This is a genomic window from Planctomycetaceae bacterium, assembly GCA_041398825.1.
In the GTDB taxonomy this organism is placed as follows: domain Bacteria; phylum Planctomycetota; class Planctomycetia; order Planctomycetales; family Planctomycetaceae; genus F1-80-MAGs062.
This window is the reverse complement of sequence record JAWKTX010000009.1, coordinates 203,134-228,301: the sequence shown is the minus strand read 5'-3', so window position 1 is coordinate 228,301 and position 25,168 is coordinate 203,134. Positions and strand designations below refer to the sequence as shown.

General features: G+C 54.5%; 15 protein-coding genes. 5 read left to right on the top strand and 10 right to left on the bottom strand.

The window, feature by feature from the left end; genetic code table 11:
- Positions 1-13 precede the first annotated feature (13 nt).
- A complete protein-coding gene (locus tag R3C20_17275) occupies positions 14-967 on the top strand; it encodes an ABC transporter ATP-binding protein (GenBank protein MEZ6042258.1) in 954 nt (317 codons plus the stop codon).
- Here R3C20_17275 and hflX read toward each other — a convergent pair.
- Positions 964-2,394: a GTPase HflX gene (gene hflX, locus R3C20_17270; protein MEZ6042257.1), complete on the bottom strand. Its 1,431-nt coding sequence runs from the start codon at positions 2,392-2,394 to the stop codon at positions 964-966. The genes R3C20_17275 and hflX overlap by 4 nt on opposite strands.
- A 332-nt stretch (positions 2,395-2,726) precedes the next feature.
- Here hflX and R3C20_17265 point away from each other — a divergent pair, with 332 nt between their 5' ends.
- Complete coding sequence (locus R3C20_17265) at positions 2,727-3,125, top strand: GlsB/YeaQ/YmgE family stress response membrane protein (GenBank protein MEZ6042256.1); 399 nt, start codon at positions 2,727-2,729, stop codon at positions 3,123-3,125.
- 184 nt (positions 3,126-3,309) lie between these two features.
- Here R3C20_17265 and R3C20_17260 read toward each other — a convergent pair whose 3' ends face one another.
- The 8 genes from R3C20_17260 to R3C20_17225 all read right to left on the bottom strand — a co-directional run bounded on the left by R3C20_17260 (position 3,310) and on the right by R3C20_17225 (position 12,835).
- Positions 3,310-4,389 (bottom strand): hypothetical protein, encoded by a 1,080-nt coding sequence (locus tag R3C20_17260; protein ID MEZ6042255.1) that lies wholly within the window; start codon positions 4,387-4,389, stop codon positions 3,310-3,312.
- A gap of 15 nt (positions 4,390-4,404) precedes the next feature.
- Entirely contained in the window at positions 4,405-4,563 is a 159-nt protein-coding gene (locus R3C20_17255) for a hypothetical protein (GenBank protein MEZ6042254.1), read from the bottom strand.
- A 765-nt stretch (positions 4,564-5,328) separates the two neighbouring features.
- Entirely contained in the window at positions 5,329-6,069 is a 741-nt protein-coding gene (locus R3C20_17250; GenBank protein MEZ6042253.1) for a DUF2071 domain-containing protein, read from the bottom strand.
- 360 nt (positions 6,070-6,429) lie between these two features.
- Complete coding sequence (locus R3C20_17245) at positions 6,430-7,818, bottom strand: DUF1501 domain-containing protein (GenBank protein MEZ6042252.1); 1,389 nt, start codon at positions 7,816-7,818, stop codon at positions 6,430-6,432.
- A gap of 390 nt (positions 7,819-8,208) precedes the next feature.
- Positions 8,209-8,541: a hypothetical protein gene (locus R3C20_17240; GenBank protein MEZ6042251.1), complete on the bottom strand. Its 333-nt coding sequence runs from the start codon at positions 8,539-8,541 to the stop codon at positions 8,209-8,211.
- Positions 8,542-9,014: 473 nt separating this feature from the next.
- Positions 9,015-9,404, bottom strand: a complete 390-nt coding sequence (locus R3C20_17235; protein MEZ6042250.1) for a hypothetical protein — start codon at positions 9,402-9,404, stop codon at positions 9,015-9,017.
- Between the two features lie 618 nt (positions 9,405-10,022).
- Positions 10,023-10,544 (bottom strand): hypothetical protein, encoded by a 522-nt coding sequence (locus tag R3C20_17230; protein ID MEZ6042249.1) that lies wholly within the window; start codon positions 10,542-10,544, stop codon positions 10,023-10,025.
- A gap of 185 nt (positions 10,545-10,729) precedes the next feature.
- The gene (locus R3C20_17225; protein ID MEZ6042248.1) at positions 10,730-12,835 is read right to left on the bottom strand and encodes a redoxin domain-containing protein; all 2,106 of its coding nucleotides are present in this window, start codon (positions 12,833-12,835) and stop codon (positions 10,730-10,732) included.
- Between the two features lie 225 nt (positions 12,836-13,060).
- Here R3C20_17225 and R3C20_17220 point away from each other — a divergent pair, with 225 nt between their 5' ends.
- Positions 13,061-17,218, top strand: a complete 4,158-nt coding sequence (locus R3C20_17220) for a mechanosensitive ion channel (GenBank protein MEZ6042247.1) — start codon at positions 13,061-13,063, stop codon at positions 17,216-17,218.
- Between the two features lie 356 nt (positions 17,219-17,574).
- Here R3C20_17220 and R3C20_17215 read toward each other — a convergent pair whose 3' ends face one another.
- Positions 17,575-21,126 (bottom strand): PAS domain S-box protein, encoded by a 3,552-nt coding sequence (locus R3C20_17215; protein MEZ6042246.1) that lies wholly within the window; start codon positions 21,124-21,126, stop codon positions 17,575-17,577.
- Positions 21,127-21,380: 254 nt separating this feature from the next.
- Here R3C20_17215 and R3C20_17210 point away from each other — a divergent pair, with 254 nt between their 5' ends.
- Positions 21,381-22,598 (top strand): argininosuccinate synthase, encoded by a 1,218-nt coding sequence (locus R3C20_17210; protein MEZ6042245.1) that lies wholly within the window; start codon positions 21,381-21,383, stop codon positions 22,596-22,598.
- A 475-nt stretch (positions 22,599-23,073) separates the two neighbouring features.
- Positions 23,074-25,038 carry a hypothetical protein gene (locus R3C20_17205; protein MEZ6042244.1) on the top strand — a complete coding sequence of 655 codons (1,965 nt, stop codon included), beginning with the start codon at positions 23,074-23,076 and terminating at the stop codon, positions 25,036-25,038.
- Positions 25,039-25,168: the final 130 nt, after the last annotated feature.

Here is a 25,168-nt window from a genome sequence, read left to right as displayed (position 1 = left end):
TCACCAATTACTAATGCCGTCTCTTCTCGAAGTGCATCAACTTCACAAGACCTATGGCGATCGCAGAGTCGTTGATGGGCTCTCTTTCAGCGTCAACGCGGGTGAAGCGTTCGGATTGCTCGGCCCCAATGGAGCCGGTAAGTCAACGACAATGATGATGATTGCAGGCGTCCTCGATGCCGATTCCGGGACCGTCACGCTTAACAACCGTCAGATGCTTCGCAATGATCTGGAATCACGCAGACCACTGGGAGTCGTACCGCAGGATCTTGCCATCTATTCCGACCTGACCGCGCGTGAGAATCTCTCGTTCTTCGCACAGCTGTATGGGCTTCGCGGTGAAACTCTGCGCGAACGTGTGGACGAAGCTTTAGAACGAGTGGGACTCACAGGTCGTGCCGACGATTATGCCGGAACGTTTTCCGGAGGTATGAAAAGACGCCTGAACTTTGCCGCTGCCATTATGCATCGTCCAATGCTTCTGGTACTCGATGAGCCAACTGTGGGTGTGGACCCGCAGAGCCGTGCTCATCTGCTGGATTGCGTACGACATCTGCAACAGAACGGAACTGCGGTCATCTACGCCAGTCACTACATGGAAGAAGTTGAGGCCGTTTGCGCACGGGCAGCAATCATCGACCACGGCAAACTTCTGGCGTGCGACACCATCGACAGACTGCTGCTGCAGATCCCGTTTGAAGTTGAACTCCGGCTCACCCAACCCATCATACCCGATGAGCTCGGGCTGGCGTCGAATGTCATTGCCGAAACCGGAATCGACGGTTCTGACGCCATCTTAAGAGTGCGGACATCTGATACATTTTCAGAAACTGCGCTCCACACGGAGGTCACAAACCTGCTGAAAAGCCTTGCCGATCATTCTGTCACTGTGCGGTCCATCCGAACACTGGAACCGAATCTGGAACGGCTGTTTCTGAATCTCACGGGCAGTCGACTTCGCGATTAATGTTCTTCACCGGATGAAGTCAGAGGGTCGCTTGACACGACAGCGGCCTCGGCGTGAGCGTTACGCTGCCTGAGGAATTCCTCGAATTCGTCTGCAGCAACTTCGATGACAGCTTCACCATCGATCACCAGTTGTTCCACATCGTTTTTGGGCATCACTCTGACGAATGGTCGAGGAATCTGACATTCAATTTTTACGCGTGCAGCCGATTCATCCGTGTATGTGCGGGTACTTTCTGTTGCGTGCTGCGACAGCCACGCGAAGAGTTTCCCGTTACCGCTACCCGTTTCAAAACTGACGGTGCAAAATCCCCCGGAAAGCCGTTCCGCGACAACCGCAGCCAGTCGGTCCGTGCCAGCCCCCGTCGCAGCGCTGATTGTAACCGTATCGACGTAGTGCCGACGCAGCACATCCACAAGCGATTGATCTTCGATTCGATCCACCTTGTTTAATACCAGCAAGACATTCGAACATTCAATCCCGATCTCTTTCAGCACCTGATAAACGGTGTGAATTTGCCGTTCCGCCTCCGGGTTACTTGCATCCACGATATGCAGCAATAGGTCCGTATGGCGAGCCTCTTCCAAAGTTGATCGGAACGATGCGACAAGATGGTGTGGCAGATTGCGAACGAAACCAACCGTATCGCTAAGCAACACTTCCCCGAAGCCAGGCAGGCTCCAACGTCGGGTTCGGGTATCCAGCGTTGCGAACAACTTGTCTTCAACAAGGACATCCGCGCCCGTCAGCTGCCGCATCAGTGTACTCTTGCCAGCATTGGTATACCCCACCAGCGAGACCGTCGGCAGATCGCGGCGCAATGAGACAGTTCGCTCCCTGCGCTGCTCAACCTCTCTCAACTTACGTTTCAGTTCTGAGATTCGTTTATCGACCAGTCGACGGTCTGTTTCCAGCTGCTTTTCGCCCGGACCACGGCCCGCGCCAAGACCACCAGTGCCACCGCCGCCAATGCGTTCAAGGTGAGTCCACATGCGTTTCAGGCGAGTGCGAAAGTACATCAGTTGAGCAAGTTCGACCTGCAGCATCGCTTCGTGCGTTTGCGCATGGGTTGCAAAAATGTCCAGGATCACTTCACTGCGGTCAACAATTGGTTTTTCCAGCGCCTGCTCAAGGGCACGGCCCTGAGACGGAGTCAGGTTGTTGTCGAAGATCACAACCTGAGCATCCGTGGCTTCAACCAGTTGCTTCAGCTCCTCCAGTTTCCCTGTGCCGACACAATGTGAGGTATGAGGAGTATCGCGCATCTGCACCATTTCCCCTACGACCTCAACGCCCGCGGTCTTGACGAGACCGCGAAGCTCTTCAAGAGCGTCCTCCCGAGTGAAGCCTTCATCGGGCGAGAAAACTCCGACCAGGATGGCCTTCTGGCTCGAAACGCTCAATTCTTCTCGTTTGGGATCGCCCAAGATAGTGCCTTTACAAATGTGTTCTTCTGTCATCCGAAGCCGAACGGACTTCAATGAGTCGTCGCCGACAACCGCATTTTCGCAAGCCAGCGCAGGAATGAGAAGCCTGAATTCTCGACACGCGGGACTTACTGTCGGTTCGATGGGATCGCCAGAACCGGCTCAAATCATAGAACCGAAAATGCCGACACCTTGGTAGGGGACCAGAATTCCGTTCAGGGTTCCTGTTGCGCGCAAAGAAAAACAGGCAATCCCCGGCAAGCCGACACCCGAACTGGCTGGATTCGCCGAACCGCCAGCGTCGTCTCATGGATGTACTCGGAGCCAAATCTATGTCCGAAGTCGATATGATGGAGATCATTCGTTCAAGCCTGAACGAACTGCTTCGTTGGGTGGGCTTTGGGACGCTCACGGGGTTAGCTGCGAAGGCCGTCATGCCTGGACGCGATCCCGGCGGCGCAGTCGCGACGATGCTGATGGGGATTGGAGGCAGTGTCATCGGCTGTGGCACGGTCCTGTTTTTCTTCCGTGACGCGTCAATTGATCCCATCAGCGGCAAGGGTTTCTTCGCCGCGGTGTTTGGAGCATTCACCCTGTTGTTCTTCTACCGATTACTTGCAGGCTCATTCTTCACCGAAACCAGTGGAGCCGAAGACAAAGATCTGCACAAAGCACGCAAGAGGACACGGCGACGAAAACTGGTTGACGAAATCGTCAGAGATGCAGCCTGAGCTGAAGATTCGAAGATTCCTTCTTAGCTTAGAAGCCTGTTGAAACACGGGACTGGCTCGAGCGGAAGACATGAAAACACGACGTTTTTGCAGCCGTCCAGCGTGCCTGTCCTGATTCTTCAACGGACAGTGAGGTGAGGTGAAGACGTCGAGTTACCTTTGCCGTCGTTCTTTCCACCGCCAGTCAGCTCATCATTTCATCGATTCGTTTTCGTTCTATCGCTGCAATGTTCTCGTATTCCCTGGCCTTTTCAGCGAGGCCACAACGGCGCGCTGCCGTTGCCCCCGCCTCCAGGCCAACGAGGGCAAGATTGCGACTTCGCTGAAACCAGCGGTCAGCCAGCCAGAAAGCGCGAGACGCGTCGGCTGCATCAGGATGCGAAATCGACAACTCGAATACCTCATGAACCACCATTCGGCCAAGGCCAACTCCTACCCAGTCTTCAAAGGTGGCCAGAGTCGCATCCAACTGCTCCGCGTTATTCAATGACAGGGAGAATTCACCAGCTTGTCGGTACAGGCTCACCAGGTCGCACAAAGCGGAAGCTCTGTCCCAGGAATTGTCGCTATGATCCAGGATGCGGGTTGCAATTTGTGCCGCCATTCCGAATTCGCCGATTCGAGCATACTCAAATTTCAATTGCTGCCATTTCGCACCTGAATCGGGTTCCTGTACATCCCACAATTCAAGACAGCGTTGTGCACGGTCCCGGTCGTCATACGCAAGGGCTCTTTCGTAGAGTGCAAGCAATTGTTCATCTTCCTCGGAATCCGGGTAATTCTCAATCATCGTCTGCCACCATACTTCAAGCTCGTCGCGGCCAACGGTGAAATCAAACGACTGCAATCGGATCCAGAGTTCCGGACGATTCGCCTGAAGATAGTCGGCTGTTTCGTCTCCGCCTGCAAAGAGCATGAATTCCAAAGGGAAACCGCAGACGGTATCGAAGTTCGCCAACTTTGCGCGAGCGAACAATGGAGTATCGCTTACATCGCGAAACCGCGCCAGAAGGAACGCCGCCAATGTCAGCGCATGTCCGCTTCCATGAAAGCTATCGTTTTCCGCCGCGATAATCTCGTTCGTAAACAGATACCGGAGCAGGTCAACATCCGATTCGCGACGGTCGTGCTGAAGCGCAAGAAGCACTTTCAGTCGGGCTCGTTCATTGTTGTCGAACGTTCCTCGCTCGTCTGTGCTGGAGGCGGCAAAAGCAACGCTCGCCCAGGAAGTCCGATCGATCCGTAGTTTCTCCAACTCGTCCATGATCTTCACATTCGATTAGTTTACACCTGACCGGATTGGACCCGCCGAGTTGATTTTCAGATTTGTTGCAGCATCCACGTCCACCATGATCGTCAACGGATGCAGAGCGGTGACATTGTCCGGGCCATAACGATTGCTCTCTCGCCGGGCGACTACGCTTCGGACGTCACTCATCTGGTTTATCCATGACTGACGAAGTCTACCAATCCCAGCGACGAAAAATCGCCATGGCCTCCGATCTCGAGCCGAGCAGCCTGTTGAAAAACGGAACTGGCTCGAGCAGGAGACCTGAAAACAAGACGGTTTCCAGTCGTCCTGCGTGCCTTTCCCGGTTTTTCAACGGACAGCTAGCGGCCCATCTTCCGATTACATGCACGCCGGCAATAGCACTATGAACTGGGCAATAAACAGTGCAGCCTCAGCAACGAAAGAATTGAAACGAACAGTCGCGGTAAGGTTCGCACGGAACAACTGTGCTGAAACGACGATCGGACACACCCACGATGCAATGGCGGACAGGACGAACAGGAAACCACAGTAATCCAGAAAGAATCGAGATAACGAGTGCGACACGAGAAGGCCTCGGTCTGCCAAAGTGAACATCAGGAAGATCACGACCGCGGCGAGATGGCATAGAATGGCCAGACGAATCAAGGTTGCAGGCTGACTCTTACCAGAATCCTGTGTAGCCGGTCTCTTATGTGGCGAATCGTCAGTCATGGCGGATGAAACCATATCCCCTCGTGACATAACAACTACAATCACCGGATTTGGGGCCAGCGACGTTGATTTCCGGTTCGGCCGCACAGAAACTCCGGTGTACAGCAACTCCGATGCATGCCTGTCGAAAAACGGGACTGGCTCGGGCAAAAGACCTGAAAACACGACTCTCTACAGCCGTCCAGCGTGCCTGTCCGGGTTCGTCAACGAACAGTTAAGTTAACCCCCGGTCTTCTCTGTACAGCACAGATCGGGGCGACCATGCCATTCGTGAGCAATATCCCGCATGAGCAGCGCGCAGTCAAATTCAACCGAGCCACGTGGGAATCGCGACTGATCCTCGAAGTAGCTGGATTGAATTCTGTCAATGTTCAGTGATTCAACCTGCCAATTCTCGCATTGCAATTCGATGCCATCAAATTTGCCGATGGTATTGGTGTCCGAGTATCCAAGTGCTCCCAGCTCAAAGAAGTCAGCGGCAGACTTGAGAGAAGCAAAAACGGAAGAGTCCGCGAACTTCGACGTGACGGAACCGGCAACATGCACCCTGGCGACTCCATCGTCACTTGCCATCGTCACAGAATAGTCATGGTCTTTTTCAACCACGGTGAATTTTGCACGGTGATGCACTCCGGGAAAGATTCTTCCACCGGCCAGGGAATTCAGCATTGAGTTGGTATCGCGTCGAGGAATGTAAACACCCTGCATTGTTTGACCGCTCGACTCCCATTCAACCGCAATTCGATGCGCCGCATTCTCCGAACCAATTCCCCACGGAATAGGGAGCAGTTTCGGTCGAACGCGTTTCAGGCGAATCAGGCAGATCCCACCGATCGCGTATCCATTGACGATTTTCGGCCGAAACGGCGCAGGCAACGCAGCTGACATACAGGCAGGATCAACGCGATAGTTTGCAAGAATGCGTCGGTCGATGATTCCGCTGATAGCTGGTAGACGCATTCAATTCTCCTGGGACCCTGCGACCCAATCTGCAGACTTCGGAATCGAAACAAACACCGGTGCGATCAATTGTTGTACAATTCATTTTGTCGCAGCTGGACTGCAACTGCCCGATTAGCGGAAGCTGAGTCTATACACTCGGGGTGTCAGTCCGGAAGCCATCACTGCGATTCTTTTTGCGGCCTGAAATTCCCGCGGATTTCTGAATCCAATCAGGGCACACACCAGCTGAGTATGAACTCGATCTGGAGGAGATTGACTAATGTGGCATGAGCCATGGTCTGCAATTCTCCGGAAACTGTTGGTTGAGGGATTCAACAAGACGAGGGCCGTGATGATCTTCGCAATTTGAAGTGGCCCCTACGCCGAATAGAGGGGGCTAATCACCTCGCCATTGAGCAGGTAATTGGGCCGCTGCAGCGGGTCCATTACAACAGCGCTGTGCGGAACACCCAGCGATTCAAAGATCGTCGTACAGACGTCAGCGGGGCTCCAGCCGCGCGTCACCGGATAGGCCGCATGCTCGTCCGTTTCGCCGATTGCCTGGCCGCCGCGCACTCCCGCCCCGGCAAACAGTCCCGAATACGCATGCGCCCAGTGGTCGCGACCGGGAATGCTCTGCCCCGGCAGCGTGGAGATTCTTGGCGTTCGACCGAACTCTCCCATCACGATCACCAGCGTCTGATCCAGCAGCCCGGTTCCGCTGAGATCATCCATCAGAGCTGCCAGACCCTGATCCAGCTGGGGCAGAAGTGTGTTCTTCAATCGACCCCAGTTATCAACGTGAGTATCCCATGTTTGAACGATGCCCATCGTCGCCTGCACGATAGGGACACCGGCTTCCACCAAACGTCTGGATAGCAACAACGACTGACCGAACTTATTGCGACCGTAGCGGTCACGGTCCGCATCAGACTCATTTTGGATTTCAAACGCATTGGCAATCCTTGCCGACGTTAATAAAGAGAATGCCACGTCCTGCTGTTCAGCGAACGCATTCAATCGATTGTCACCGGCCAGCACTGAACGATCTCGATTTAGTCGATCGAGCAACTGCTGCCGCGAACCAATTCGACCGGATGTCACGTCGCCTGGCAGCGTGAGCGAATCCACCTTAAAATCGGCCGCGTTTGGATCATGATTGATCTGCCACGGATCATGCCTCGCCCCCAGAAATCCGGCATGCTGTCCGGGCCAGGTGAGCGGACCTTCGATCATGTAATTCGGCAGGGAAACGCCCGTTGGAATACCGTCTGTTCGCGGCCGAATAAAATCGAGCGCCGCAGCGAAGTTCGGAAAGTCGTTCCGCGACTCCACGCGATCCAGATCACTTCCGCCGCGCGGAAGCGGTGTGGGTCGACCGGTTAAAGCCACGTGAGTTGCCAGCAGGTGATTGTGCTCCACGTGAGCCATCGTGCGAAGGACGCTCCATCGATCCATCTGAACAGCCAGTCGCGGCATGTGTTCACCAATGGAGACGCCGGGAATGGCAGTATCGATCGCGGAAAACTCCCCCCGAATTTCTGCGGGAGCATTCGGCTTCGGATCCCACATGTCCAGCTGACTTGGCCCGCCGCTGAGCATCACGATTAAAACGGACTTCGCTCGCTGCCCAGCACTTTTGCGAGAACCTGATTCATTTGCATCAACTGTCTGATCAACCGCCATAGGCAGACTGCACGCCGCGACTCCGCCGGAAACCACCTGCAGCATCCGACGGCGATTGATGAAGAACTCGGGTAACGCCATCAGCAAAACTCCATCACAGTCAACCAGAATGACTCGATCATAATACAAGCATCAAGCGTATGCCGGAATCCACGCCGTGTCCACGGTAGTTTTATGCACCCGACCTTGTCAGCGGGTTCAAAACAGTCGCAGGTAGGCAGATTGTCTGCAGTCGGCATGGTTTCAGTGGACGACCGACTTTAGCGAGCGATGGCCCAGGCTTCGTTGAGGATGTCGGCGAACTTTTCCGGGACGGGAACGGCGGTGCGGGTGCCGTGAGGGTCGGCCAGGGACTCCAGGTGGGGACGCAGCCAGGCGGCAGCAACGGAGTCGCGGAGGTCGAGGGCGGTGCGGGCGGGAGCCAGTCTACAGCTCCCGTGCATGTGATGGTTCGTCGATCTTCATTGAGTGTCATCTTACTGTACCCGACTGTCCGTGCCGGTAGTCAGCCCCCAGCGAAGCAATATACGATGATACAATGCGATGCGCCGATTGTGCCTGCTCATCAGCGACAAAGTTAACGACACGCAATTCGTGGTTCGTCAGATACTCGTAAAATGGATAAAGCTCGTCGTCGGTGTCGGTTTCTTCTGTTGTCGGCAGTGGTAAAAATCCATCCGGCTCGACATCTGCAATGGCACTCACGTCGCATTGTTGCGCAGCCGTCAGTGAATTCCACCAACGCAAGACGGCAGCAAACTCGTCTGCGGGTAAGGAATCGCGCAAACCATCAGGCAGATTCATCTGAACCCTCTTTGGCTGAGGAGTGTAGGTGTCGGCACGGCATCTAACGGCAAACTCCGAAGTACACGGGTATCACGGTATCAACATGCCTGAGGGGGTGTCAATTTGAACGAACTCGTCATGGGTGCAGGTCTTAGGACCTCTCCGAGTGAGATGGAGGAATTGGCAAACAGCAGTGGCCTGAGAAGGAGTGACGCTCAGTGGCCAAAATGGGGCACGCCAATCCGCATTTCTATTTGATGGTGCCCGGCGGTGGCTTGACATGGCACGGCAAGTGCAAGTCGCCGGGGCCCGGATTCCGTGCTCCGGTGCATCTGTTGTCGAAACGGCTCCGAATGCCCAACAGCGTACCGCATCACCGCGTTGTCGTCTGCAGCGCACCAGCTTCAGAACCGCAGCGCATACAACTTACGTGCGTATCAACGTTAGGTGAACCTTTTTGGCGAAATAGATCCGAAGACCAGAGAAAGCCTCTATTTTCCGGGATACGCCTCGACGGCTTTATTCAGACGAGTCGACACGACAACAAACGCAACTGGCAGAATAAACAATAAGAAATTACCCAACACAAAGGCCAGAAATCCAGAAGCGAATGCGAGAAAGAAATTCAGAGGGCGAAGAATTTGAATCAGGATCAGCTGCTTTGTAATTGCCAGCAGCCCCATTAAGAACAGGATGCCGGAACACCCGAGCAATCCGGTGAAAATCTGACGGTGCCGATCGGGATCAGAGGGGGCTTTGTCCATGAAATAAATGGCGCTGCCGAGTCCTGCAACTATGACCGCCAAACCCATAAAAAAGCCCGTAATTTCGACGGCATGGCTATCGAACTCCTGAAAAGCTGCAGGATGGGACTCGCGCAATGAACGCTTGCGTTTTTTGGGGTTCGTTGGCGATTCGGATTCTGAGTACTCGTCGTAGTCGTAGCTACTGAATTCATTGAGAATTTGATCGTCGTATGGGTCTGGCGCGGGTTCTCGGCGCGGAGCCCTGTGCTTTAACGGTTGCGAGGGCTCTCTTCGACGCCGGGAAGGATTTGCGGAGTTAGCTGGCGCTCTGAGAATGTGGCCGCAACTATTGCATTTGAATCGCTTGCCAGCCAGGTCGTCGCGGATACGAAGAGTCCTGGTGCATTGGCCACAAGTAACTGATATGGGCATACGGAAGGCTTGGTTGAAGGGGCCGGTAAACGCGACGGAATCAGATACACTTTGCGAGCTTCGCATGAGTGCGAAGTGCGAGCCCGGAGTCAGCAGTCCAGGGACACTTCAGCAGACAGAACCCGAGTTTGACTCAAGGCATCGTCAACAAGTGCAAATCCATACAGAACAGTATTCGCCCACTGATCGGCAAGCTAACAGTAGACGAGCTAACAGGCAACGAGAAACAGAGGCCTGACAAACACCAGAAGACGTCGTGACCACAGCAACCGTTGCGATGGCGCTGCACATCTCCAGTGCATCCTATTGCTATGTGATTCGTTACTGCGAGCCATCCTTCAGGCCGGGAGAGTCGCTTTGAGATGGTTCGATTGGCACTTTCCGGATCGTTACGACGTGGTCAACATTCACCCAGGTTCTGCTCGTTTCGATCTCGACAGATGCACGAGCCCGTAACTGTTCAAGACGGGCCCTCCCGTCCTCGGTAGACTGCAGCGCGGCGATCGACTGCGGAGTCAGCGATGCCATTGCGACCCGTTTGGCATTCCACTTCGTTGCATCATCGATCTCTTTCGGATGCTCGACAAGAACCCATGAGCCACCAGCCCTGGACACGATGGTGAACACCTCAATGGCCAGTTGCTTCGTACGACGACCGCCGTTTCGCTCAGCCTGGTCGGTCCCCACGGAAATACGAACCGACTTTTCAAATGGTGACGGCCCTGCAAACTTCATCACATAGTCCTGCCCGGGCTGAAGAAATGCGGGGATACCTGAGCTTTCCCCGCGCACGGGCCCCGTTAACAGAAGACTAATGAGCAGACAGAAACTGCCATTTCGCATGCGAGAATCTCCGATCCGTTGGTCAAAGCATTACGACCGCAATCATCCGGCAGGAGAGAGCGACATTTGTAGTGGGTGTGGCATGGCCACCAACTCGATGTGCAATGCATTGTTATGTCGCTCTCCGGGCTATTCAAGCGTGTCCATCCATGCAGTTGAAACAGAGCCTGACGGTACGACGTGCGTTACAGTTTCTTGTCTGCAAGTTCTCGCAATTCCTCTCTGGTGGCACGCTGGTCACCATCCAGATCAAATCGCCAGAACTGATTGCGCAGGGCGATTGGAGCTTCTTTGCGATCAACGACTCCATCGTTGTTAGCGTCCAGGCGGGCGAAGAAGTCATCCACGAACTTCCGGACCCGTTCCTCATGCCGCTGTTCAGGCTCGTTCCCAGACGATTCAGGCATTGACGGCTTGCGTTCTGTTCCAGTGACTCTGGTTTCTTCTTCGCTGCCGGATGCCCTGGGTGCAATCGGTTCAGCGACTTCCAGAAACACCACCGCCATTTCTTCCCAGGTCTGGTCTCCCCAGTTCACCCATTCGTCCGGGTCCGGATTGAATGGATTTTGGGCCGAGTTGTCGAAAGTTGCTTCAAAGTGAATGCCATCAAGATCTTCAATTGGAAGAGGTGGCTGAAGGACGTAGTTATGTTGCCAGTTAAAGTCATACTCCGGAACGCTCAGCAATGGTTCACGAATTCCATTCCGTTCAGCTGTGAGGACGAAACTCTTGCCCCGGACATGCATATGAGGTGCGACAGCAATCAGTTGGCCCTGTTTTGGCATCCACCGCACTTTGCCAGTGACTTTGTGATTTGCGGCACGAGGAGGAATCTCGAACTCCTGATCAATACCGATCAGGGTGATCAGTTGATGCGTAACCCTGGAAGCATCGCAAAACTGAATCGCCAGCTTCGTCAGATCCTCTTGTGGAGATCCATTAGCGGTATAGTGCATCTGGAAGACGAGTTTTGATCCCGCTGGAATTCGGCGGGCGAATCCGGGTGGCATGTCAACCAGACGCTGTCCCGGCACATAGGCCGTCAACCAGCCAATGCCCCGGAATTCGCTGCCGTCCGGCGGGCGAATGAACACAATTGCGTGATGCACGACGGATCGATTCCCGGGAATGATCTGAGCGGCAGTCACCCACTTGTCTTCTTCAAATCCGGGGTCAACAACAAAATACTGGTACTCAATTGTTCCTTCTGCTGCGACAGAATAAGGGCGATTTCGCATGGCGACTTCGAAATCAGGTTTATCATCCAATTGCCATCCGGATTCTCGTTGCTGCCGCTGGGGCATATCCGCCTGGTCCCCCTCTGGCATCCCCTGTGCGATCCAGTCTCGTAACACCTGCCGATCGCGTTCCGGCATATGGCGAGCATTTGCGAAATGTCCAATCTCCGGGTCAGCGTTCCACGGAGGCATCCGCCCGTTGTCGATGACCTCAAGTGACGTTTCGGCCCAGCCAACAGCATCCTCGTAATTATCCAGTGAGAACGGCCCGATTTCTCCACTGCGATGACACTCAATGCAGTGCTGTTCGAAGACTCGAATCACCTGATTACAGAACGTGACAGAGTGTTCCGATACCACCGGAGGCAGCGTCATTGTTCGTACGCGACCAATCAGACATCCGGACACTTCGGTTTGCGGAACGCTGACCGGCTTGCGTGCGATGGCTTCATCAAGTGCCTCCTGCAGATCCAGACGAGTAGGCGCGTTGCGACTCACTCCCGGTTCGTACTGGTCATCGACACGTCCCCGATAAAGGATTTCAAGGCTGGAATTCAGGAGATAGACTTCCGGAGTTCGTTTGGCTTCGTACGCATCCGCAACAAGGTTGTTGATATCACGAACGAGCGGGAAGCTCAGCGAGTGTTCCATCAGATACGCGCGAATATCAGCTGCCGAGTCCTGCCGATTGCTGATGACCCCAACAATGCGAACTCCCTTCGCAGCATAAGTTGCCGCCAGACTATTCAAACGCCCGGTATAGAGCTTCGCCAACGGACACTCAGTGCCCAGAAAGCAAACGACGGTAAATTCTGAATCCGACGACGGCTGCACGGAAACACTTTCGCCGTCCACGGTTTTCAGGGTGAACGCGAGCCCAGAGGAAACTGGTCTCCCGAATTCTGTTCGAGGATCAGCGGCTGAGCCGTCCGTTGCAGAAACACGTACCGCCGCGGCGACTTCGGAGGTCTCGTCAGCGCGGACGGAGCAGGTCGACGTCAGGGCGATGCTTGTCATAACCACCGCAACGCCTAGCATCAGAATGGATTTCATAGTCACTCATCCGTGGATTTGGAAACTGCCGGGTGGTGAACGTTGATCACGCCGACGGTCACTGTTTTGACTCACCTGCGAAGCCCCTGCCACCTGAGCAGGCGGCAACATCTGCCGGTAGCCGCCATTCGAACCAATTGGGCCAGGGTGCGTCGTCTTAAACTGGTACACCGTATTGAAAGCCCTGTTGTAACAAACAGCCAGACATCGTAGACATCGTTTATCATGATTCACAGGCATAAAACACCGGACGTTTTCAGCCAGCCATGCGCAGGCACAGCAGGAAGCATTCATCGGACGATGGGAATTCTGGCGATTCGCTGCGCCACAGGCATTGTTGGAATGCTTCTGGTCGGTTTTCCTTCCAGCCCGCTGACTGCCGATGATTCCACCCCACAATTGCGGTGGAACATTCCCGTTGAGGCCGCGAGCGACCAGACGTCGCTGGCTGATGCGGATTCCGGATCGGAGTTTTCATTCCGGAAAAACCTCGCCGGGAATCCTTTTGATACGGATAAGGCGTCTTCGGATAGTTTCGGAGACTTCCGACTTCTGGGAGGCAACCCCGAAGCAGGGCAGTCTATCCAAAGAGTGTCTCTGATCTTATTGAGCATTCAGGCGGAGCCGGGGTCGCAGCTGGCGTCACCGCCCGATTCAAAGGCTCCCACGGAGACGGTTGACCAGCCTCCCGGAAATGTGATGTTGCTGAACACGCCCCCTCCTTCGCCAAGACGAGTTCCGGCAGAGGGTCAGACGGAGAGACCCGGCAATCGCGTGGCTGCCAGGCGACAGGCGGATGAAGGCCGGGGGACTCAGGAGCGATCCGGACAGGCTCAGCCGGACGAGGTCCTGCGACCGGTTCCATCGCCAACAACTCCCGGTCGGGCTGCTGACCCGCCACAGGCTCCAGCAACAGGTCAAACGCCGTCTCCCGTTACGACGGGCGATACAACGCCGGAGATTCAGGTGACGCCGCCGCTAACGGCAGAAGTTGTAGCCAGTCGCCGTACTGCGATGGAGCAACGCACGGATCTTTCTGAAGAAGTGAAATTACAGGCCCTGAAGAATTATCAGCAGGCCATTGAACTACTGTCCCAGAAAGCCGACGCCGACAAGCGTTATGCCGAACAGAAAAACCAGAAAGAGACCGGACCTGCGCTCATCGCAGACGTCAAAGCTCAGCTGGAACAGCCAGCGATCCGACCGGAGCCTGATTTCCCTCCCGATTCCAGCGTAGCCGAACTCGACCAGTTGCGTCTGGCTGATGAAGAATTGGCTTCCGAAGCCAGACGAGGGCTGGAAGAGTGGGAAACGAAGGCGAAGATCCGCGCCGAACGGCGACCTCAGATGCCCGCTCTGATCGAATCAACCCGCAAGTCCCTGGAGGAAGCAGAGAAAGCATTTCGCAGCCCCGCTCCGGAAGGTGAAAATCCGGTCCTGACTCAGTCCCGACAGACTCAGCAGGAAGCGATGGTGATGCTGTTGAAGTCACAACTGGAACAATATCGTGTCGAACAAATGCGATACGAAGCCCTGAATGAACTGTTTCCACTGCAAAGAGACCTGTTGCTTCGCAACCGGAATGCCTACGAGAAGCGGCTTGAGAGCTGGAAGGCAATCCTGACAGAGGCCCGTCGTGAAGAGACCGCCCGGCAGGCGCGAGAAGCACGTGAGAAACTTCAGAATGCCCATCCTCGATTACGGAGCCTGGCCGAACGGAATGCAGAACTGGTTGCACGTCGGCGTGCACTGCAGGAATTCCTGACAGAAAAATCGACCGACCTGACTGCCATCTCCGGCAAGCTGACCTCCGTCGAGGAGCAATTTGAAAACGTCAATAAGAAGAACCGCGTTCGACTAACCACGGCGCTCGGGGTCTTGCTGCGTAATCAGAGAAATCAGCTGCCTGACGCTGATGACTACTACGACATACGGCTTGAAGCCGAAGAGGATCTCGTTCGGCTGCAAACCGAACAAATGCAGCTGACGGACGAACGAAACGATCTGGGAGATATTGAAACACAAGTGAGCGCTGTTTTGGCAGATCAAACCAATCTCGCCGGGACAATCGAACAGCAACAGGTTTCCACCGATGGTTTCGCCAGTGAAGACCTGCGTCAGATGGCGTATGAATTGCTGACCGATCGTCGTAAATATCTGGATGATCTGCTTGCGGACTACTCCACGGGGCTGCAGACGCTGGGTGAAACGGACGTCGCATGTCGCCGCCTTGAATCATTAATTCAGCAGTTTGAAGCTTACATCGACGAACGAGTTCTCTGGATACGAAGTGCCAGCGCAGTGGGTATCGGTTTCCCGGCGAAAACAATCGAGACAGCACGCAGCTTCATCTGGCATCCCGAGTGGGTGCCGCTGATAATGTTTATCATCAGCGACGCTCAGGAATCATGGATCGAATACGCCTTGCTGCTGGCCGTGCTGGGGGTTCTGGTGGGATTTCGACGGCGGATGAAATCCACGATCGCAACGCTGGGCGTGACAGCCCAGAAGCAGACCGGCTCCGGCATTCCTCAGACGCTGCTTGCGACACTATTAACAATCATCATGGCATCCGTCTGGTCCGTGATTCTCTGGTTCATCGGCTGGCGGCTGGGCAAATGCGATCTGGATCTGGCTTCGGCGATGTCGGACGCCTTTCAGTTTGCCGCCCGGTGGCTCTGGAACGTGAACTCGTTTCGGGGACTTTGTCGGCAGAACGGTGTCGCACAATCGTTTCTGGAATGGCCCGAATCGATTGTTCAGAGCCTGAAACGCAATTTACTGCTTTATATCGCAGGAGCATTGCCGCTTGCGTTTATTGTTGTGGCATCCGACAAGGTCGATCAGGGGACCGCTTCAGATTCGGTCGGCCGCCTTGCATTTGTTTTGTATTCCCTCCTGCTGGCTACAATCCTTCGACGGCTTGTCAATCCAAACGGGTCTGTGATTGGAGACTTGCTGCGTTCGCGACCTGGTTCACTCATGTACCGGCTTCGGTGGTTATGGTACCCGGTCGCCATCGGCGCACCGCTTTGTCTGGCTGTTCTGGCCCTCATGGGCTACCAGTACACGGCCGAAGAATTAATGATGCGTCTGCAGATGACGATCGGGCTTTCGATTGTTCTGCTGATAATATACACCATGATGATGCAGTGGATGCTGGCGGCTCGTAGAGATCTCGCGATGAAACAGGCCAAAGCCAAACGAGCCGCTGCCATTGCCGCTCGGGAGAGCGAATCCGAAAACAGTGCCGGTACAACGCTGCCGCCCATTGAAGAACCCCACATCGACCTCAGCACCGTCAATCAGCAAATGCTTCGCCTTGTGCGAGCCACGCTGATCGTTATTTTCTTCGGATCGTCCTGGGCCATCTGGGGACAGGTTCTGCCCGCCCTTCAGGTCTTCAGCCGCTTCGAGCTGTGGCAGGTGGTTGTGGAATTCAGCGAAACAATCGACGACGGTGTTTCCACACCAACCGTTCAGGAAATATCCCGTGTCGAGAGCATTACTCTTGGACACATGCTGCTCGCCGTGATCGCCCTGATTGGTGCCGTCGTCGCAGGACGGAACGTGCCAGGGCTGCTGGAACTGGCTGTACTGCAGCGACTTCCAATTGACCAGGGTGGCCGGCATGCAATCACAACGCTTTGCCGTTATATCATCATGCTGTCCGGGATCATCTTTGCCAGCAACACAATCGGAGTCAGCTGGGGAAGCGTGCAGTGGTTGGTTGCAGCGTTGACGGTTGGTCTTGGCTTTGGCCTTCAGGAGATTTTCGCCAACTTCGTGTCGGGGTTGATTATCCTCTTCGAACGCCCCGTTCGAATTGGCGACGTTGTGACGATTGACGGAGTCAGTGGATGCGTCACTCGAATTCATATTCGAGCGACGACAATTACAGACTGGGACCGCAAAGAATACATCGTTCCCAACCGCGAGTTCGTTACAGGAAAACTGCTGAACTGGACTTTGTCGGACAAGACCAACCGCATTGTGATTAACGTGGGTATTGCCTACGGAAGCGACACTGAGCAGGCACTTGCTTTGTTGCTGAAAGTCGCAGAAGACCATCCCTTGATTTTGAGTGACCCTCCCCCCGTGGTTGCATTTGAGGGGTTTGGCGACAGCTGTCTGAATCTGGTACTGCGGTGTTTTCTCCCAAACCTCGACCAGCGATTAGCTGTGATTTCTCAGCTGCACGTGGATATCGATCGTGCGTACCGCGCTGCGGACATTGAGATGGCGTTCCCACAACGCGATCTCCACATCCGATCCTTACCAGCGGGACTTGAAGCTGCAATTGCCGCTCGAACGGCCAGGCCTGTCATCGATATTCAAACGGCCGCTTCAGACTCAGTACCGGAAGATAAGCCTCAGACTTAGCTGTCCGTAGAAAAACCGGGACAGGCACGCAGGACGACTGGAAACCATCGTGTTTCAAGGTCTCCTGGCTGGCAAAAGCTGCATTCGAGAATTGCCTTCGATGATTGAAGGCTCAGAGAACGTACGCTTGGAGAGTGATTCGCGTTGGATAACAATAGAACAGCGGCACGCTGATCTTGTCGTCGAGGGCTGAGAAAGAGCATCCGCTCGATGACAAAGGGTGCACGGACTTCTGCTATCCGAACGAAGCGAAGCAGCCTTCGGCCCCACAGCTGCACCATACACAGGTCTATGCAATACACAAGTCTATGCAATGTGAAGGTCAACGCCGGTCACGAATTCTCATCAAGGTGCGTTTACCCTGGACCGCTTGATTCTGCCCGGTTCAGTGCAAGCCGAATGGCCGCGGCCAGGGTCTGAATCTCAAATGGTTTTGGAATTACGGGGATATCGTCGTGTAGAAATTCGCTGCCGGGTGGTAAGTCAGGCAGGTAGCCGGACATGAGCAGGCAGGGAAGATCCGAGCGAAATCTTCGCAGACTTGAGATCAGTTGCCTGCCGCTCATTTCCGGCATCATCATGTCAGTAATGACAAGTCGGATTTCTCCCTCATACATTTCGAATCGCCGGATTGCTTCTGTTGGTCGAGAAGCGGTGAGCACGGTGTATCCCAGTTGTTGAAGAAATATGCGTCCGATTTGCAGCACAGCCTGCTCATCTTCCACCAGCAGAACAATTCCTTTGATCTGCTTCGCTGGCAAAGATTCCTGCGGAGGCGTTTCTCTGATCGCTGTACCCTGACAGCGCGGGAAAAACACCCTGATGGAAGTCCCCGTTTTCTGGTCACTGATCGCTTCAATGACTCCTTCATTCTGCTGCACAATCCCGAAGACAGTTGCCAAACCAAGTCCGGTTCCTTCGCCGAGTGGTTTTGTCGTATAAAACGGTTCGAACAGTCTTTGCATACCTTCTTCATCGATTCCGCATCCATCGTCACTGACGGATAACAGCACCCATTCCCCGGGATTCAGTAGGGCACCGTTCTGCAGCACTCTGGGTTCACGGACAACGCAGTTCTGCGTCGCAATGGCAATCGTCCCGTTGCCGTCAATCGCATCCCTTGAATTGACAAGCAAATTGCTGAGGACCTGATCGATCTGAACGGGGTCGATATGAATATCCCAAAGCCCGGGCGACGGCTGCCAGGACAAGAGGATGCCGTCCGGAAGAAGTCGCTTCAGCATTTGCAGAATGGATGTCACGGACTGATTAAGTTTCAGAACTCTGGGCGATGCATTTTGCCTTCTGGCAAAGGTCAGTAGTTGTCGTGTCAGATCGGCGGAACGCTGTCCGGCCGACTGAATTGCGTTCAGGTGTTCGCGTAATTCGACTGAAAGGCTGTCACGAAGCAGCAGCATTTCGCAATGACCAAGCATGACAGCAAGCATGTTGTTAAAGTCATGGGCAACTCCTCCTGCAAGACGACCAACAGATTCCATTTTCTGGGCGTGCAGCAACTGCGCCTGGAGTGCAGTTTTTTCATTGGACGCAGCAACTCGTTCGGTGATATCGAGGATTGTGCCTCTCACGTAAACAACTTTGCCGTCGAAATCGGTGGATGCGACCCCTTCAATTGCGAGCCATTTGACGGGGCCGTCGGCAGGATTTGTTCGGATATCGATCTCGCAGGTCAGGCCCGGGGTCTGACATACTTTCAGATAGGTCTCGGTGATCAAATTCCTGTCTTCAGGGTGGGCGAGTTCTTCGATGAATCGTTCAAGCGTGGGTTGAAATGAATCATCACGTCGTAACATGCGATAGATTTCTTCGGACCACTCCACCTTTCCCGTCTTTACGTCCAGCAGCCAATAGCCAAGTCCCGCTCGCCGACTCGCTTCCCTCAATCGGCTCTCACTGTTCAATAGTTTTTCATTTTCCGCTGCCGCTGAAACCGCAATCGTGGCCAGCTGAATCAGTTCGTTCAGCAATTCATGGTCGAATTTACCAGCCAACAGCGAGTGAGTGCTGCAGATTGTGAAACAGCAATCTGTCGGAGCGTTCGTGGCAGACACAGGCAGCGACAGGCTGTGCGAGATGTTGTTGTCTCGTAGATAAGCAGCCATTGGTCCCCAGAGAGGGTCGCCTTCAATGCCGTCTGCCGCACTTCGGCGACCGTTGACAAAGACGTCGCCCCATATCCTGTTGTCGCAGTTTGCCGGCACATCGTTCAGTGTCTCGGCAAGTCCGTCCGGCCACCCGAAACTACTGGTGACAATCAATCTGTTTGTTACCGAGTTTCGAGTCAGAACCATCACCCAGCGTGCGAGCAATTGCTCGTGGATTGTCTTTGAAATTTCTTCAAGGATCCCCTGAGATGGCTGCCCGGAGATAATGAGCTCAAGAATACGATTCTTGCATTTAATGAACCTTTCCGCCCAGATGATTTTCGTCACTTCCTGGAAGGTGCCGTACAGACGATACGGCTTGCCTTCATGATCTTCACGTTCCCCCTGAGCTCGCACCCAGATGCGTCTTCCTTTCGCTGTGACTAACGGCAACTCCAGACAAAATGGAGTGCCTGTTACCTGCAGCATTTCCACAGCGGACGCGATTTGCCCCCTTGCCTCGACCGTGTAGAAGTCAATTGCGGTGGACAATGTCGGAACATAGTCCTCGTCGACTTCATGTATGCGCCGAGTCTGTTCGGTCCATTCAAGAAAACCGGAATCCAGATTCAGCTGCCAGCCTCCGACCCCGGCAACACGACCTGTTAATGCGAGAAACGCCTTGGCTTCTCTTAATGACGCCTCCAGCGCTTCCTGTTCGCGGCGGCGGCGGCGAGCGTCGATCAACTGAGCAATCGTTTTCAGTAGAGGTTCAATAAAGTCGACGATTTCCGCATCGTAGCCTTCGATTCGATTCGCCAGGCCCAACAGCCCCTTTACCTCGCCTCCTGTCCAGACAGGAATGCCAGCGTAGGTCAAGAGCCCGGCACTGACCTGATCCTGTTGGGGCTTCGGGAAATCCGGCGGGGCGACATTCCAGAAGCAGGCTTCGCGGTTTCTTATGCAGCAATCAAAAACTGCCGACACGTTACCGAACGGCCAGATGTTCCCGTCTCCGGAATTCGGATGCGTTCCTGCGTCAGCAGCTGCTCCTGATGCGGCGATTTCCAGTTGGTGATGTCCCGATTCATCCGCTCGGTTCAATTCTGCAATGAATCCGTGCTGGCTTTGAGTCAGTCCCAGCAGATGCTCCAGAAGATGCTCCAGAAGCGTCCTGAAAGCGTTGTCATCATGATCGCTGTCAATGAACCTGGATTGAACATCACTGATTGACTGCAGCAGCAGATGGTCGACAGACAGCTTTGACTCTGCCCTGCGCCGCACAGTGATGTCTGTTTGAATTGACAGATAGCCAACAAATCGATTCGAAGGGTCGAACACGGGCTTCGAATCTATCGCCACCCAGTATGGTTCCCCATTTTTTCGGTAGTTCAACACTTCTTCGTTGACCGGAAGGCGATGTTCTGCCTTCTGTCGAATTGCCGCAACAGCGGCCAAATCCGTTGCCGGGCCATGCAGCCGATACCAGATCGGGTGCCCAAGCAGATCCGAAGCCTCCCAGCCGCAAAGCTCCTCAAACGCGCGATTCAGCCAGACCACTCGGTCAAGTTCGTCGGTAATAATCGTTGGGAAGGTGGTCGACGTGTCAACCACCTTCAGAAACGACTGCTGAAAGAGCACCTCTACAACCTGCGAACTGGAGCACTCGGCAGGCGACAAAATCGACTCAGACTGAAATGCGATTTCTTCAGCATCCAATGCAGCCATTGGGTGGTCTGTCTGCCGCATTTGTTTGTCCCCGGAGTGGAAGGACAATTTCGACAATGGCTTGCGATCAGTCATGGTTCCAATACCGGTGTACAACAGCCCCGTGCCCGGGAGATCGTGACATGGGTCCGGGTTAGCCTAAGGTCAAAAGAGTAGCACACGTGTCCATGATGCAATAGTCCGCGGAAGGCGATGAACTGCCGACGCGGAATCACAATTCTGAAATCTGGTTTTTCAGAGCTCCTTGGTGGCGACGGAATCATGGCCGGGTACCATTCGGCACATAGAAGGTTTCCTCAACCAAACAACCACTACCGGAGAAGTAAGTCGTGGCTGAATCTGTAGTTTTGGCATATAGCGGTGGACTCGACACGTCTGTGCTGGTGGGTTGGCTGCAGGACAAAGGCTACGATGTGCACTGTCTGTACGTCGAACTTGGACAACCTTGCGAAGACCGAGCAGCAATCCTGCAGAAGGCTCTTGACATAGGGGCCAAGTCTTCAGAACTGGTCGATGCACGGGAAGAAATGTGCCGCGAAATCGCTTTTCCAACGCTTCAGTGGCAGGCAAAGTATGAGAATATCTATCTGCTGGGCACTTCAATCGCCCGCCCACTGATATCCAAGGTCTGCCTGCAGCGGGCTCGAGAAGTTGGCGCAGTGGCTTTTGTTCACGGAGCAACCGGCAAGGGAAACGATCAGTGTCGATTCCAGCTCGCCGCTGAAGCACTCGACCCAACCGTGAAAATCATTGCTCCATGGCGCATGGAAGAATTCCGCAATGCCTTCCCGGGGCGAACAGAGATGCTGCAGTACTGCGCTGCCAAAAACATCCCGGTAAAAGCGAGTGCAAGTAAGCCCTACTCCAGTGATGAAAATTGCCTGCACATCAGCTACGAAGCCGGAGATCTGGAAGATCCAACAGTTGACGGCGAGACCGTGATTGACTTTGGCATGACTGTGTCACCGCAGCAAGCCCCCGACAAAGAGGAGGCTGTGTCCATCAGCTTTGAAGCCGGAATTCCGGTCGCCGTGAATGGTGAAACACTCTCGGCTGCGAAGCTCGTCGAAGCGTTAAACACAATTGGCGGTCGAAATGGTGTGGGCCGGATCGATATCATCGAAAACAGATTTGTTGGCATGAAGAGTCGAGGTGTCTATGAGGCTCCCGGAATGACACTGCTGTACGCGGCCCATCGTGCCATTGAACAAATGACCATGGACCGTGACCTGACGCACTTGCGCGACCAGATGAGCCCCGTTGTGGCGGAAATGGTGTACTACGGGCACTGGTATTGTGCGAAGATGGATGCATTGCTGGCTTTCATTCGTGAAGCACAACAGCCAGTGACCGGCGAAGTCAGGCTCACTCTCTATAAAGGAAATATCCGCGTCAGCAGCCGAACATCGCCCAATAGCCTCTATAACGCAGAAATTGCGAGCATGGAGAAAGGCGGCGATTACAATCAGACAGACGCCGAGGGATTCCTCCGGATTATGGGTCTTCCATATCGCGTGCAGGGCTCTGTGCGACCGCGAAGCTACTAGCAATAGTCGCTGCAGGAGCCATCAGTTCCATGCAGCTCTCACAACAGGATCCGCCCGTCATTCCGTAAGGTGAACTCGAACTGCGCGGCAGATTTTAGAGAGACTTGCGGCGGCTGGCGAATTTTGTACCAATTCTGGCGGGCGTGTCCGCCGCCTCGATCGGTGAAACTCGAGACTCAGGGCGAGTCAGGGGCATTTGCGCTGAATAAGAAGAATTGGGGTTCGGCAGAAACAGGCAGCTGCGTCGGATCCCCAATCTCCTCAATCGCGTCGCAAACGATCACTCCCCGGCGAACTGGCCTTGTTGCAAAAACACTTGCTGAGTTAGAACTTACACTGCGTTTTTCTGCGGCGCGAGATGAATGTCTTTGTGAGACCCTCGTCCCTACCGGCGGCAATTCGCTGCCTCTCGACATCCAATGGATTTGGATGAGCATGGATCGGCTTTGTTTCGAAGAATGGAATCCTGACAGGCATGTGGTGTGACCGCTGCCAATCCGAAGTCACTCCCGTTTCGACCGTACATGGATCGCTGCAGCGATGTTCCAACTGCGGTGTGGTCCTGCACGCTCCTTTGGTCGACGATTCGATTCGAAAAGCGAGAGAGATACTCGATCGCTGGAAGTCCAGTGATATTCTGGATCAAATCCATTCTACCGAGGCCCTGCCTCCTCTGGTCTGGGCAAGTAAAACGTCTCGATCTGACATCGATCAACCCGTTCGAGTGGATCGTCATTCCGAATCCAGCACTCCTGAACCGGACGTTCACTCTCCGCCGGACAGAATCCCCCATACCGGAGACGGTCGCTCGAAAACTCTGATCGCCTCCCTCGATAATACAACGGCATCAGCTAAAGACCACGTCAGCCCTGCAACGTCGGGCGGAGCTGAATCATCACAGGTGACTATCGCACAAGACATTGAAACTCACTCGGGGCAGCAGCACGAGAACTGGGTTGCCCGAACTTCGAATGGTCATATGGGGCCGTCACCCGAAACCGTTTCCGATCCGCATGACGGACGACACGCAAAACTCGATCGAAAGATTCAGGAAACCAGCACATCACACGGAGATCATTCGAACCAAATTCATGGCGACGAACCCGCGATAACCCGCCAGTCCGGGGGACCCATTGCCGAGCCGATCGCGGCTCTGCACCGCAATCATCCACTCATGCCACCGCCCTGGCTGACAACGACGGTTGATGTTTCCGCGACGGATGACTACGAGTATGAAGGGGGCGATGTCTCTCCGGAAAGCAATTCAGTACCTCCGGAGAAGCAGGCCTCGGAAGTTGCCGAGGATTCATCCTGTGAAGAGCCAGTCGTTGCCTGCGAGCGGACCGACGATCGTCGAGAGCCGGAATTCGACCGAAGTGAACACAGTGTCCCCGCATTTGAAGCTGAAGGCGTTTCCGGCCCAACGGTCCTGGACAATCCCGATAGAACACCGACTTCGCAGAATTCGCATTTCGTGAGGTACGATCAGGCTGAAAAGACGACTCAGACTGCCGAGCCGGATCGATCCGAACGTTCCATAAAGGTGTCAGCAACTGCTGCTCAAGATGAATCGGTTGTCTCTGGATTCATCACCGAAGAATCACCGTTTCCGGCAGTAATCGCAGCTCCGGAATCGACGAAAAGAATTATCAAGCGTCCCGCACGCCAGCCGCAGGGAAAACGGCCCTCGGTGAAACGCCTTCCAGGACAGTTTGTCTCGTCTAATAAGTTATCAGGACCGGTGAACGTGAGCCGAAAATATCGATTAGATCAGCCCGGTGGAGATGCCGAACGCTCCGGAAGCCCCGTCAAACCGCCGTACTCATTCACCGAGCAGCCTGACGGCTCGGAGCGTCAGGAAACGGACGAGACCGCATCGCCAGTCTCAAACTCGCCGACGTCTGCGTCCGCCAGGCGATTTCGAATTGACGCGGCCGAAACGCCTCAGGACGTATTGCAGACAGATGGATCTCGAACACGAACCCACACTCGCCCGAAGCACAGATTGATCGACGAGGCACATGGCAGCATGCCGCGCGGCCCGCATTTTCAGATAACATCTCCAAAGCGCAGCAATCTGACATCGATGACAGGGCAGTTCCTCGCTTACCTGGGAGTGCTTGGGTTAACGATCGGTACGGCGATGGTCATCTACGGCCACTTTGGCGGGATTGCAGAATACACTCCCACAGGCTGGCTGGTGACAACCGTCGCTCAGATGCTGTTATTCCTGGGAGTGATCAACCTTGTCTCTGGCGGCATTGAGCAAAACAACGATGATGTCTCTCGCCGGATCAACCATCTCGGCGAACAGCTGCTTCGCATCGAACAAGTGACCGAAGAAGTGCTGCGAGGACCAAAGATTTCTCCGAAACGCTACATGAATCCTGACGAATCCTACGAGCAGACGGGCAACCGGGCTACAGTAGACTCCGAGTAACTTCCTGGGTAGCGTTGCGCGCAATCACTCACCGTTGACATAGCCACAGGGGCTGCACTGGTGAAGACAACGCCGGGAACCAGCCTTCAGGCAATGTCAGCAGGATTGATCTTCTCAACAGCGTAGGGAT

Excerpts from the sequence above, each read along its gene's own strand:
- R3C20_17220 (MEZ6042247.1), top strand. The coding sequence starts at position 13,061 with ATGATTCACAGGCATAAAACACCGGACGTTTTCAGCCAGCCATGCGCA.
- R3C20_17215 (MEZ6042246.1), bottom strand. The coding sequence starts at position 21,126 with ATGACTGATCGCAAGCCATTGTCGAAATTGTCCTTCCACTCCGGGGAC.
- R3C20_17250 (MEZ6042253.1), bottom strand. The coding sequence starts at position 6,069 with ATGCGTCTACCAGCTATCAGCGGAATCATCGACCGACGCATTCTTGCA.
- R3C20_17205 (MEZ6042244.1), top strand. The coding sequence starts at position 23,074 with ATGTGGTGTGACCGCTGCCAATCCGAAGTCACTCCCGTTTCGACCGTA.
- R3C20_17225 (MEZ6042248.1), bottom strand. The coding sequence starts at position 12,835 with ATGAAATCCATTCTGATGCTAGGCGTTGCGGTGGTTATGACAAGCATC.
- R3C20_17245 (MEZ6042252.1), bottom strand. The coding sequence starts at position 7,818 with ATGGCGTTACCCGAGTTCTTCATCAATCGCCGTCGGATGCTGCAGGTG.
- R3C20_17255 (MEZ6042254.1), bottom strand. The coding sequence starts at position 4,563 with ATGAGTGACGTCCGAAGCGTAGTCGCCCGGCGAGAGAGCAATCGTTAT.
- R3C20_17230 (MEZ6042249.1), bottom strand. The coding sequence starts at position 10,544 with ATGCGAAATGGCAGTTTCTGTCTGCTCATTAGTCTTCTGTTAACGGGG.
- R3C20_17275 (MEZ6042258.1), top strand. The coding sequence starts at position 14 with ATGCCGTCTCTTCTCGAAGTGCATCAACTTCACAAGACCTATGGCGAT.
- R3C20_17265 (MEZ6042256.1), top strand. The coding sequence starts at position 2,727 with ATGTCCGAAGTCGATATGATGGAGATCATTCGTTCAAGCCTGAACGAA.
- R3C20_17260 (MEZ6042255.1), bottom strand. The coding sequence starts at position 4,389 with ATGGACGAGTTGGAGAAACTACGGATCGATCGGACTTCCTGGGCGAGC.
- R3C20_17240 (MEZ6042251.1), bottom strand. The coding sequence starts at position 8,541 with ATGAATCTGCCTGATGGTTTGCGCGATTCCTTACCCGCAGACGAGTTT.